The 11,908-nt window shown below is 45.2% G+C and carries 12 protein-coding genes; all 12 read right to left on the bottom strand.

Annotated elements, in window-relative coordinates:
* Positions 1-11 precede the first annotated feature (11 nt).
* Positions 12-1,019 carry an ABC transporter ATP-binding protein gene (locus tag ON01_RS13510; protein ID WP_010531595.1) on the bottom strand — a complete coding sequence of 336 codons (1,008 nt, stop codon included), beginning with the start codon at positions 1,017-1,019 and terminating at the stop codon, positions 12-14.
* Between the two features lie 8 nt (positions 1,020-1,027).
* A complete protein-coding gene (locus ON01_RS13505; protein WP_010531594.1) occupies positions 1,028-1,984 on the bottom strand; it encodes an ABC transporter permease in 957 nt (318 codons plus the stop codon).
* 1 nt (position 1,985) lies between these two features.
* Entirely contained in the window at positions 1,986-2,918 is a 933-nt protein-coding gene (locus ON01_RS13500; RefSeq protein WP_010531593.1) for an ABC transporter permease, read from the bottom strand.
* Positions 2,919-3,229: 311 nt separating this feature from the next.
* Positions 3,230-4,561 (bottom strand): UDP-N-acetylglucosamine 1-carboxyvinyltransferase, encoded by a 1,332-nt coding sequence (gene murA, locus ON01_RS13495; RefSeq protein ID WP_010531592.1) that lies wholly within the window; start codon positions 4,559-4,561, stop codon positions 3,230-3,232.
* Positions 4,562-4,594: 33 nt separating this feature from the next.
* Positions 4,595-5,311: a YwmB family TATA-box binding protein gene (locus ON01_RS13490; RefSeq protein WP_010531591.1), complete on the bottom strand. Its 717-nt coding sequence runs from the start codon at positions 5,309-5,311 to the stop codon at positions 4,595-4,597.
* 105 nt (positions 5,312-5,416) lie between these two features.
* Entirely contained in the window at positions 5,417-5,650 is a 234-nt protein-coding gene (locus tag ON01_RS13485) for a DUF1146 family protein (RefSeq protein ID WP_010531590.1), read from the bottom strand.
* Positions 5,651-6,160: 510 nt separating this feature from the next.
* Positions 6,161-6,556: a F0F1 ATP synthase subunit epsilon gene (locus ON01_RS13480; protein WP_010531589.1), complete on the bottom strand. Its 396-nt coding sequence runs from the start codon at positions 6,554-6,556 to the stop codon at positions 6,161-6,163.
* Positions 6,557-6,721: 165 nt separating this feature from the next.
* Complete coding sequence (gene atpD, locus ON01_RS13470; protein ID WP_010531588.1) at positions 6,722-8,125, bottom strand: F0F1 ATP synthase subunit beta; 1,404 nt, start codon at positions 8,123-8,125, stop codon at positions 6,722-6,724.
* Positions 8,126-8,164: 39 nt separating this feature from the next.
* On the bottom strand, positions 8,165-9,031 hold the full coding sequence (atpG, locus tag ON01_RS13465) for an ATP synthase F1 subunit gamma (protein WP_010531587.1): 867 nt from the start codon (positions 9,029-9,031) through the stop codon (positions 8,165-8,167).
* A 263-nt stretch (positions 9,032-9,294) separates the two neighbouring features.
* Positions 9,295-10,806, bottom strand: coding sequence for a F0F1 ATP synthase subunit alpha (atpA, locus tag ON01_RS13460; RefSeq protein ID WP_010531586.1), 1,512 nt, complete (start codon positions 10,804-10,806; stop codon positions 9,295-9,297).
* A gap of 21 nt (positions 10,807-10,827) precedes the next feature.
* On the bottom strand, positions 10,828-11,367 hold the full coding sequence (locus ON01_RS13455) for a F0F1 ATP synthase subunit delta (RefSeq protein WP_010531585.1): 540 nt from the start codon (positions 11,365-11,367) through the stop codon (positions 10,828-10,830).
* On the bottom strand, positions 11,360-11,887 hold the full coding sequence (atpF, locus tag ON01_RS13450; protein WP_010531584.1) for a F0F1 ATP synthase subunit B: 528 nt from the start codon (positions 11,885-11,887) through the stop codon (positions 11,360-11,362). Before atpF ends, ON01_RS13455 begins: the two co-directional genes overlap by 8 nt.
* Between the last annotated feature and the right edge of the window lie 21 nt (positions 11,888-11,908).

Raw genomic sequence — 11,908 nt, 5'->3', positions numbered from 1 at the left:
ATCCCCCCTTGTCAGTATTTATCGGCTGTTGCAGCCAAAAGCTGTTTAGCCCGGTCATCCTGGAGCCAGCAATCCACTTTGTGTGTCTCGCTAAGTTCCGTTTGGAGCGGGTAAACTTTATTACACACCTCCATGGCCATCGGGCACCGCGCTGTAAACGGGCACCCTTGGGGAGGTGAGAATAAATCCGGTGGTGTGCCATCAATCGGGATCAGTTTCTCTCCCTTAATGTCGAGTCGCGGCACGGATTTCAATAAGCCCCTTGTATACGGATGCTGCGGTTCGTAAAATACTTCTTTCCGTGTGCCTTCCTCGATAATTTTGCCTGCATACATGACAACGATGCGGTCAGCTATTTTTGCGACAACCCCGAGATCATGCGTGATTAAAATAATCGACACGCCGGTTTGCTCCTGTATGCGCTCGAACAATTCCAGTATCTGTGCCTGGATGGTCACATCAAGTGCTGTCGTCGGCTCGTCGGCAATCAGCAGCTCCGGTTCACAGATTAAGGCGATGGCAATCACAATCCGCTGCCGCATGCCGCCACTGAATTGGTGCGGGTACTGTTTGAATCGCTCCCTGGGGTTCGGGATCCCGACAAGATTCATCATCTCCAGTGCTTTCTCTTTTGCCTCGGCCCTTGAGATTTTCCGATGCTCTATTAAGCCCTCTGTCAGCTGTGTACCGATCGTTAATGTCGGATTCAATGCCGTCATCGGATCCTGAAAAATCATCGAAATATCGACACCGCGGATCGCTCGCATTTCTTTTTCAGGAATTGCTGTTAATTCTTTTCCTTTAAACGTGATTGTCCCGTTTGAAATTTTTCCGGGCGGAACGGGAATCAGCTGCATAATTGCATTTGAGGTGACGCTTTTTCCACAGCCGGACTCCCCGACGATTGCTAATGTTTCGCCTCGGTGCAGATCAAAACTGACACCTCTTACTGCTTTGACCGTTCCGCCATATGTTGTAAAGGTTACGTGCAGGTCATTTACATCCAGTATTTTTTCCATCGCTTCACCTACTCCCTCAGCTTCGGATCCAGTGCATCCTGAAGCCCGTCACCTAATACGTTAAATGCAAACATTGTAAATGAAATAAAGAAAGCCGGGAAAAACAACGTCCACCAGTATCCTGATAGAATGGCGCCCAATGCATCATTAGCCATCACACCCCAGCTCGCAAACGGCGACTGAATGCCCAATCCCAAGAAGCTCAGAAATGCTTCAGCAAAAATCGCATTCGGTACGGTCAGCGTCATTTGAACGATGATCGGCCCCATTGTATTTGGGAGCAAATTTTTCCTGATGATCCTTGGTGTTTTTGTGCCAAATGATTTCGATGCCAGCACAAATTCAAAGTTTTTGATTTGCAGAACCTGTCCCCTGACAATCCTGGCCATTCCGACCCAGCCGGTGACAGACAAGGCGATAATAATCGTCGTCAGGCTCGGTCCCATGACGACTAGGAGCAAAATGACGACCAATAAATAAGGCAGACCGTACAGAACCTCGATGATCCGCATCATGATACTGTCAGTGCGGCCGCCTTTATAGCCGGAAATGCCCCCGTAGATAACCCCGACGAAAAAGTCAATCAGGGCGGCCATTAACCCGACAAACAGTGAGATTCTGGCACCGTACCATGTGCGGGTGAAGACATCGCGTCCTAGTGCGTCTGTGCCAAACCAGTGATCCGCTGAGGGCGGCAGGAACTGGTTCGGGCGGTTCTGGTCTGTTACCGTATATGGTGATATCATTGGACCAATAACCGCGAGGATTCCCAACAAAATCAGGAAGGCGAACCCTGCCATGGCCAGTTTATTTTTCTTAAGACGCTTCCATGCATCTTTCCAGTACGAAAGCGATGGACGCGACACAGTCTCAGCCGCTTTTAAATCTTTATCGCGCCATTTAAACCAATCATCCGGTATATCGGCAGGAGAATGGACATGTTTTGTTTCATCGGTTGCAGACATATTATTCTCCTCCCTTGTTATGCAGTTTAATTCTCGGATCAAGCAGACCATAGGCAACATCGACCAAAAACAGCATCAGTATCAGAAAGGCACTATAAAAAACGGTAGTCCCCATAATCACCGGATAATCCCGCTGATTGATGCTTTCGACAAAGTATTTGCCCATGCCCGGTATGCCGAAGATCTGCTCAATAACAAATGTTCCCGTCAAAATGCCGGCGAGCAGGGTCCCCGTGATTGTTACCACAGGCATTAGCGCATTTTTGAGAGCATGCTTAATGATGACTTTCCAGGGTTTCAGTCCTTTGGCACGTGCCATTTTAATATAATCCTGTGTCAGCACTTCAAGCATGGTCGAACGCGTGAGACGAGCAATAATAGCCATTGGGCCCGTTGCCAGTGCAATGGTCGGCATAATCATATGTACCGGGCTTGACCAGGTGGCCGCTGGGAGAATGCCCCAATAGACTGCAAAGACCTGAATCAGCATTGTCGCAAGGACAAAATTGGGGATCGATATCCCGAGAACAGCAATCGTCATCGCCAGATAATCAATGATGCCGTTGTGTTTGAGAGCTGCAAAAATACCGAGTATGATTCCGGAAATAACGGCAACCACAATTGTGACAATCCCGAGTTCAAATGAAATCGGAAACCCTCGTCCAAGCAAATCGTTCACCGACTCAGTTGGCTGTTTAATCGAAGGACCAAAGTCAAACGTGACAATTGATTTTATGTAAAGCAAATACTGTATATAATATGGTTCATCCAAGTTATAATGTGCTTCAAGGTTAGCCTGAACCGTCTCGTTGGTGGTCCGTTCCTCATTAAGCGGCGACCCGGGTAATGTCACCATCAAGACAAATGTCAGGGTAACAATGATCCAAAGCGTTACAGCCATAATGGCAAATCGTTTTAAGATATAACCGAGCATTCTGCTACCCTCCTATGTCATCCAACTCTACTGTAAGCGATTTCAACTTATTTGATTTAAAGAAAGCAATTTGATAAAGGCATCAGTCTTCTAACTGTTATTTTTAATTTTCTTAAATTTTATCATATTACAATGAAATTGCAACAAAAAATTTGACGGGTGATGAAGACATACCTAGGATAAAAGCAGCTCCAGCCTCAATGTTGGTTCATAAATGAGGTACACTATACTATTATTGAAAACGGCACGCGAAAAAACAGATGGTTGCGCCATCTGTTTTTGCGATATCAATTATTAATTCAATTATAAGTTTAGCTTTCGATTTCAATTGCAACTTCTTCAGAATAAATATCAGTTTGCATAAATGGGTTAACGGCATTTCCGTTTTCATCCACTCGCTCAATGTTGGCTCCTAACCCGGCCAATTTGTCGGCAAAATTAACATAGCCACGGTCAAGATGCTTCAATTCTGTTACACGGGTATAGCCGTCAGCAACCAAACCTGCCAGAATCAGCGCTGCTGCCGCACGCAAATCTGTTGCTGCCACTTCAGCTCCTTGCAGATCGGCAGGGCCTTCAATGATCACACTGCGGCCTTCGATTTTCATTTTAGCATTCATGCGACGGAATTCCTCCACGTGCATAAAGCGGTTCTCAAACACCGTTTCCGTAATAACGCTTGTGCCGTATGCGTTCAGCATCAGAGCCATCATTTGCGATTGCATGTCTGTCGGAAATCCTGGATGCGGCAATGTTTTAATATCGGTTGAATGTAGTTTATCAGGACCAATGACACGGATGCCATCGCCCTGTTCCAAAAATGTCACACCCATTTCTTCCAGCTTGGATATAACGGAACGCAAATGTTCACTCTCTACATTTTCAATCAGAATATCCCCGCCGGTAATGGCGCCCGCAACCATAAATGTGCCGGCTTCTACACGATCCGGAATAATCACATGTTCTGCGCCATTAAGTTCTTCAACACCTTCGATACGGATTGTTTCCGTGCCTGCACCGACTACTTTGGCTCCCATTTTATTAAGGAAGTTGGCCAGGTCTACAATTTCAGGTTCTTTTGCACAATTTTCAATTACGGTTTTGCCTTCCGCGAGTGCTGCTGCCATCATAATATTCTCGGTTGCGCCTACACTTGGCATATCCAAATAAATTTTGGCCCCCTGCAGACGTCCGGCAGCTTCCACTTCCACGTAGCCATTACCAACGTGTACGTGCGCACCCATTGCTTCAAAACCTTTCAAATGCAAATCAATCGGCCGTGATCCGATAGCACACCCTCCAGGCATAGCTACTTTTGCATGCCCATAGCGTGCCAATAAAGGTCCTAGAACCAATACGGAGGCACGCATTTTTCGCACATATTCAAAGGGAGCTTCAGTCAGTAATTGATTAGCCGCATCAACGTAAACAGTATTATTTTCAAAATGTACATTCGCATTCATGTTTCGCAGTACTTCATTAATCGTATACACATCGGCCAGGACGGGAACATCTTTGATGGTGCTTTTTCCTTCGCTGGCCAGTATGCTGGCGGTTATGACCGGCAGCACTGCATTTTTGGCTCCTTCAACCCTCACGGAGCCGCTGAGTCGTTCTCCGCCTTTTACGATGATTTTTTCCATATTCTATTCCCCTTATAATCCAATTTCACTATATTAATATTCATTTATTAGGATAGGTGTGCCTATCGTCAAACGTTTGCTGTTCTGCGCTGCGTTTTGAACCACTATCTGCAGATTCATGGGTTGCTCCATCTGAATCGTTTGCTCCCATAGTGGTGTATACCCGTACATGATATTTTTAACCGCCGATTCTTCCACATTGTCGGTTTGTTCCCGAACATTCGACAGCTGCAGGGTATCTTTTAGTCGATCAAAAAAATAGTCACTACTTATATTACCACCAACTGTAGTGGTTAGACAAGCAAATTTTGTCGACCTTTTTGTGAAATATGTCGTATGTATGTCTTCTAAACGATCAGCGTAGTTAACAGCAGTTTTGTTACTCCATCTATCCCCTTTTAACACGGCAATCAGTTCTGCTTCGTATTTTGGGTTTTTAGGAATGACAACACTATAACTTTCGAAAAAGCCTTCCTGTTTCTGTACGCGCTTAAAAAAATATTTTACTGTGTTTTCATCTTCGGTACTAGAGACCTTATAACTATTTTTGTGCTTCAGTTTTTTCAGGATGCTGTCAATGGCATTTTCGTTCATTTTTTCTTTGATGGTCACCTGCCAACTATCAACGGATAAATCACTGCCAATTACCAAGGATGCCAGATCGGTCATTTCATCACCATCGTTGGCAAAAGCCGTTGTGTTTACGATCATCAATATAAAAATACCTGTTATGAGTACCATTTTACGCATAAAAATTCTCCCCCTTGTTCTGCTATATAATCAGTATGAACAAGGGGGAGCTTAAGCATACGGTTAGAATAATAGTTTTATAGAATAACTCAACTGCATCCTTAATCAGAATAGGTACAGCAAATCCTGTGACCATTGGATAAATTCAAGGAAAAATCTGCTCACACCTGTGCCGATAACGATCGCAATAAACATAATCAGCACTCTGGCTTCTGTTTCGCGGCCTTTTCGGATCAGCGGATCAAAATTGATTGTTGTGATAACCCGCCATGTGATATAAATGAAAATCAAATGCGATATCATACTAATGATTGCGGTTATACCTATTGAAGAAAACATACTTCCACACCTTTATCTGTTATCAAATCGATTACTTGTCTTTTATCAATTGTTACTTTGCCATGTATCAGGGCGTTTGTCAAATTAGGAAGCCCTTCCTAACGCCTTTTCTACTTATCGACAGTTTTTATTATTTCCCGGGAAATATCGACAGAAATATTGACGCATTACCAGACGAATACAAATGGTTCAAAGTCTCTACCGGCGGCGGTTCTGCTGAAAATTGATTTTTTTCTGCTGATAATGGTGGTTAACTGCTGATATTCCTGGCCATCTGCTGATATTACCGATTATCGGCAGATACATAATCCAGCATTTGCAAGTTTCGTTACCATCTCCCAGAGTTCAAACACAAAAAATCTCTTATAACAAGCTGTTACAAGAGATTTCTGCTTACCCCGCATCGACAAAGTGCCTAACACACCAAAGTGTGGCGGCTAAACACCAGTAAATGTCCCATTCGTTTAACTGATAATCAGCTGGAAAAACGTCCCCGTTGATTGGGTATGTTTACCGTGCAATATCCAATCGATTCATTGCGCGGTTGAGTGCTAATTCTGCCCGTTGGAAGTCAATATCGTCCTGCTTGGATTGGAGGCGGCGCTCAGCACGCTGTTTTGCTTCCTGAGCCCGTTCAACATCAATGTCAGCAGGCTTCTCAGCAGTCTGAGCCAGGATCGTCACTTCATCCGGACGCACTTCCAAAAAGCCACCACTAACAGCCAGATTTTTGGTATCATTTTCGAGCTTTAACCGTACCGAACTGATTGTTAATGGCGCAACCATCGGAATATGGCCCGGCAAAATACCAAGTTCGCCATTTTCGGCTTTACAGCTGACCATATCAAAACTGTCTTCCAATACTGGACCATCAGGAGTAACAACACTCACAGTCAGTGTTTTCAATGCAACCCCTCCTTGATACAGGTAAAAACTGGATGAGACCGCAGCGGCTGCTCAAAAAGTGCGATGAAATAACACGTTAACTGTCTTTTGAACATGTACCGGTACAATTTCAGGTTCATCTCATTGAAACTGAAGCTACTTTCACCCAGTATTACGTCTGCATGATTATTCCATATCTTTTCCTTTTTCAACAACTTCTTCAATACGTCCCACCAGACGGAATGCATCCTCCGGCAGATCGTCGTGTTTACCGTCCAGGATTTCCCGGAAGCCTTTAACTGTTTCACTTACAGGTACATATGATCCCGGTTGTCCGGTGAACTGTTCAGCAACGTGGAAGTTCTGAGATAGGAAAAATTGAATACGGCGTGCACGGGAAACCGTCAATTTATCCTCATCTGATAGCTCATCCATACCAAGAATGGCGATAATATCCTGCAATTCTTTATATTTCTGAAGTGTTTGCTGAACTTCACGAGCCACATCGTAGTGATCTTCACCGACGATCTCTGGGTCAAGAGCACGAGATGTTGATGCCAGCGGGTCCACTGCTGGATAAATACCTTGCTCAGATAATCCACGGTCAAGGTTGGTTGTTGCGTCCAAGTGTGCGAATGTGGTCGCCGGCGCAGGGTCCGTGTAGTCATCGGCAGGGACGTAAATAGCCTGGATTGATGTAACAGATCCTTTATCTGTGGTGGTAATACGTTCCTGCAGTTGTCCCATTTCAGTTGCAAGTGTCGGCTGATAACCAACAGCAGATGGCATACGGCCGAGCAACGCTGATACTTCCATACCGGCCTGAGTGAAACGGAAAATATTATCGATAAATAACAGAACGTCCTGTCCTTCTTCATCACGGAAGTATTCTGCCATCGTCAAACCTGTCAAGGCTACACGCATACGAGCACCCGGCGGTTCGTTCATCTGACCGAACACCATGGCTGTTTTAGAAATAACACCTGAGTCTTTCATTTCATAATACAGGTCGTTACCTTCACGTGTACGTTCTCCGACACCGGCGAATACGGAAATACCGCCGTGCTCCTGGGCAACGTTGTTAATCAGTTCCTGAATGAGTACGGTTTTACCAACTCCGGCACCCCCGAACAGACCGATTTTTCCACCTTTTGTATATGGTGCAAGAAGGTCAACAACTTTGATGCCTGTTTCCAGAATTTCCGTGTCGGTCGTCAGATTTTCAAATTCCGGCGGCTGACGGTGGATCGGATCCCGTCGAGTGTCTGCCGGTACCGGTTCATCAAGGTCAATGTTGTCACCAAGGACGTTGAAGACACGGCCAAGAGTGGCTTCACCGACAGGCACTGAGATCGCCGCGCCTGTATCTTCAATTGTCATGTTACGTTTCAGACCATCTGTAGAGTCCATCGCAATCGTACGAACTGCATTATCCCCAAGATGAAGCGCAACTTCGAGTGTCAGATCGATGTCGATATCATCTTCTTCGGGGCGGACAACTAATGCATTATTAATATCAGGGAGCTGGCCTTCGTCAAATTTAACGTCGACAACAGGTCCCATGACTTGTGTAATGTGTCCTTTGCTCATTGATTTCCCTCCTATCCTACTATCGAACTCCTCTAAGAGCTATTCAAGTGCTGCTACACCGCCGATGATTTCATTAATCTCCTGTGTGATTGCTGCCTGGCGCGCACGGTTATATGATAAAGTCAAGTCGTCGATAAGGTCGTTAGCATTATCAGTCGCATTGCGCATCGCAGTCATCCGTGCTGCATGCTCACTCGCTTTGCCGTCAAGCAATGCGCCATATAGTAAACTTTCAGCATACTGGGGTAAAAGCACTTTGAGAATCTGCTCCTGATCCGGCTCATATTCATACTGACTGGTGCTTGAAGAGCCTGCCATTTCTTCGATGTCGGTCAGCGGCAATAACTGCTTTGCCGTCACTATCTGTGAAATGGCACTCTTATAATGATTGTAATACATGGTCAGTTCATCAATTTCCTCATCTGCAAACATTTGAACTGTTTCAGAAGCAAGCTCTTTGATATCATTAAAATTCGGCTGGTCCGCCATTCCCAGAATACTTTTGGATACCGGCATACCACGTTTTTGGAAAAATTCATAGCCAACACGTCCCACAACGATGATCGTATATTCATCTGTGGATTGATGCCTTTTCTGAATGGTTTCATAAACCTTTTTTAGAACGCCGCTGTTATAGGCACCTGCCAATCCGCGATCAGAGGTGATCACAAAGTAGCCGGACTTTTTAACCTCGCGCTGTTCAAGCATCGGGTGTGCAGTATCCATGTTGCTATTTGCAATATGGGCGACAACTTCCTGAATCTTTTCGCTGTAAGGAACGAATGATTTGGCGTTTTCCTCAGCTTTGCTCATTTTAGAAGCCGAGACCATCTCCATTGCCTTCGTAATCTGTTTTGTCTTGGATGTCGAATCGATCCGTTTTTGAATATCTCTAAGTGATGCCAAGCATTTCACCACCCTTCCTTTACAGAGGTTGGAGGTTAGATGACAGAGCCAGGCAGACTTAAGCCAAAGCCCTTAATCCAAACTCTTTTATTGTGGTTGTTCAAAAAAGTCCGGTAAAAAAGACACGTCGAATTTCTTCATTGGCTTGATTCTCCGTTGCTCATGTATCTAAAAGCATACATTACGCTACTCGAAACTACGCCGCCTCGAACTTCTCGGTCCTTTTTAGCTTCCTTTTTGAACACGCTCTATTGCCTGATCATTTATTGGTCACTTGGTAAGAAAGTTTTCTTGAACGCTTCAACTGCTTCATTCATATCTTCTGCTTCAGCAAGTTTGCCAGTTTCACGGATGGTTGAAAGCAGTTCTTTGCGGTTTTCATCAAGCCATGTATGCATTTCTGACTCAAACCGGGTAATATCTTCAACCGGAACATCATCAAGATATCCTTTTGTCAGGGCATAAATAATCATGACCTGTTTTTCAACAGCCAGCGGTTTATGCAATCCTTGTTTCAGAATTTCCACTGTCCGAGCACCACGGTCAAGTTTTGCTTTTGTCGATTTATCAAGGTCTGAACCGAATTGTGCGAATGATTCCAGTTCACGGAACGATGCCAGGTCAAGACGCAATGTACCGGCAACTTTCTTCATCGCTTTCAGCTGTGCCGAGCCACCAACACGTGATACGGAAAGACCTGCGTTAATCGCCGGACGCACACCTGAGAAGAACAAATCAGACTGGAGGAAGATTTGTCCGTCCGTGATGGAAATAACGTTGGTCGGGATATAGGCACCGATATCGCCTGCCTGGGTTTCAACGAACGGCAGTGCTGTCAGTGAGCCGCCACCTTTCGAATCATTAAGCTTTGCTGCACGTTCCAGCAGACGTGAGTGGAGATAGAAAACATCCCCCGGGAATGCTTCACGGCCTGGCGGGCGACGAAGCAGCAAGGAAAGTTCACGATATGCTGCTGCCTGCTTGGTTAAGTCATCATATACTACAAGCACGTGCTTACCGTTGTGCATGAACTCTTCACCCATCGATACACCTGCATATGGAGCCAGGTACAAGAGTGGTGCAGGTTCTGATGCACCAGCAGATACAACAATTGTATTATCCAATGCGCCATAGCGGCGGAACGTTTCAACTGTGCTTCTTACTGTTGATTCCTTCTGCCCAATGGCAACATAAATACAAATCATATCCTGGTCTTTTTGGTTCAAAATCGTATCAACGGCAATTGTCGTTTTACCGGTTTGACGGTCACCGATGATTAACTCACGCTGACCACGTCCAATCGGGACAAGAGCGTCAATTGCTTTGATGCCTGTCTGCAATGGTTCGTTAACTTCCTGACGATCCATAATGGAAGGAGCAGGTGATTCAATCGGACGGTTTTTAGTCGTTTCAATCGCACCCTTGCCGTCAATCGCCTGGCCCAGTGGGTTAACAACACGTCCGAGCAGTTCCTCCCCTACAGGTACTTGCATAACTCTTCCTGTACGGCGAACTTCATCGCCTTCATGAATGTCTGTAAATTCGCCCAAAATGACAATACCGACGTTTCCCTCTTCAAGGTTCTGGGCCATACCCATAACACCGTTGGAGAATTCAAGAAGCTCACCGGCCATGGCGTTATCAAGTCCATGTGCACGCGCGATACCATCACCGACTTCAATAACGGTGCCGACATCTGAGACTTCTAATCCTGAGTCAAAATTCTCGATTTGCTGTTTTATCAGCGAACTGATTTCTTCAGCCTTAATGCTCATACCATTTCACCCCTATCTTCATTAGTCTGCTGTTACAATACGCCGTTCAATCCGTTTTAATTTGCCACTTATCGTACCATCGTAAATGGTGTTGCCGATCCTTAGTTTAAGGCCGCCGATGATTGACGGATCCACAATGGTCTCAAGTTTAACGGCCTGTTTATCAAAACGTTTCGCAAACGTGTTTTCAAGCTGTTCTTTCTCGCTTTCCGACAATTCGCGAACAGTATAAACTTTAGCTTCTGCAATTCCTTTTACATCGTTTACCATCTGGGTAAAATGGTCAGTCACAGCCGGCACGATTCCAATTCGGTGCCGCTCAGTCAAAAGGTACAGCGTGTTCAGAACATCATCTGAAAACCCTTGAAATACATCGTTAATGAATTGTTTTTTCGTTTCATTATCAACACGCGGATGTTCCAGGAATGGCACAAGCTTTTCGTTTTCAACAAAAATCGATTTCAGGACATCCAATTCGCTGGCCAATTGCTCCAGAGTACCTTTTTCATTGCCAATCTGAAAAAGAGCTTCGGCATAACGGCTGGCAACTACTTCACTCATTGCTTTCTCCTGCCTCTTTAATGTATTGATTAATCAGCTCTTCCTGATCCTGTGCACTGATTTCCTTTTCAATCACTTTGCTGGCAATTAGTACAGATAGAGAAGCGACTTTGTCCTGAAGTGTCTGTATCGCTTTTTCTTTTTCATTTTCGATTTCTTCCTGCGCTGATTCTTTGATGCGGTCTGCCTCGAGACGTGCGGATTCAATAATGTCCTGCTCCTGCTTCGCGCCGGCGCTTTTAGCATCTTCAATAATCTGCTGCGCTTCCTGTTTGGTCTGTTTCAATTGTTCAGCTGCTTCCTCACGCGCTTTTTCAGCTTCGGCACGGCTTTTTTCAGCAGCTTCAATTTCGCCTGTCACATATTCTTCACGTTGTTGCATAACGCCCATTAGCGGGCCCCATGCAAATTTACGAACCAATAGTATTAAGACAATAAAGAAGAACAGCTGAGTCAGCATGTCGCCAACCTGAAGTCCGCCGATTGCAGCGTTAATTGTTAACCCGGTGAATGCCTGCACAGAATTCACTCCTTTCACGTT

Source organism: Lentibacillus jeotgali (genome assembly GCF_000224785.1).
GTDB classification, from domain to species: Bacteria; Bacillota; Bacilli; order Bacillales; family Amphibacillaceae; genus Lentibacillus; species Lentibacillus jeotgali.
Note: the sequence above shows the minus strand (reverse complement) of the source record. Positions and strands in the feature narration are given on the sequence as shown.

Excerpts from the sequence above, each read along its gene's own strand:
- ON01_RS13485 (WP_010531590.1), bottom strand. The coding sequence starts at position 5,650 with ATGTTTTCTTCAATAGGTATAACCGCAATCATTAGTATGATATCGCAT.
- ON01_RS13500 (WP_010531593.1), bottom strand. The coding sequence starts at position 2,918 with ATGCTCGGTTATATCTTAAAACGATTTGCCATTATGGCTGTAACGCTT.
- ON01_RS13490 (WP_010531591.1), bottom strand. The coding sequence starts at position 5,311 with ATGCGTAAAATGGTACTCATAACAGGTATTTTTATATTGATGATCGTA.
- ON01_RS13505 (WP_010531594.1), bottom strand. The coding sequence starts at position 1,984 with ATGTCTGCAACCGATGAAACAAAACATGTCCATTCTCCTGCCGATATA.
- murA (WP_010531592.1), bottom strand. The coding sequence starts at position 4,561 with ATGGAAAAAATCATCGTAAAAGGCGGAGAACGACTCAGCGGCTCCGTG.
- atpD (WP_010531588.1), bottom strand. The coding sequence starts at position 8,125 with ATGAGCAAAGGACACATTACACAAGTCATGGGACCTGTTGTCGACGTT.
- atpA (WP_010531586.1), bottom strand. The coding sequence starts at position 10,806 with ATGAGCATTAAGGCTGAAGAAATCAGTTCGCTGATAAAACAGCAAATC.
- ON01_RS13510 (WP_010531595.1), bottom strand. The coding sequence starts at position 1,019 with ATGGAAAAAATACTGGATGTAAATGACCTGCACGTAACCTTTACAACA.
- ON01_RS13455 (WP_010531585.1), bottom strand. The coding sequence starts at position 11,367 with ATGAGTGAAGTAGTTGCCAGCCGTTATGCCGAAGCTCTTTTTCAGATT.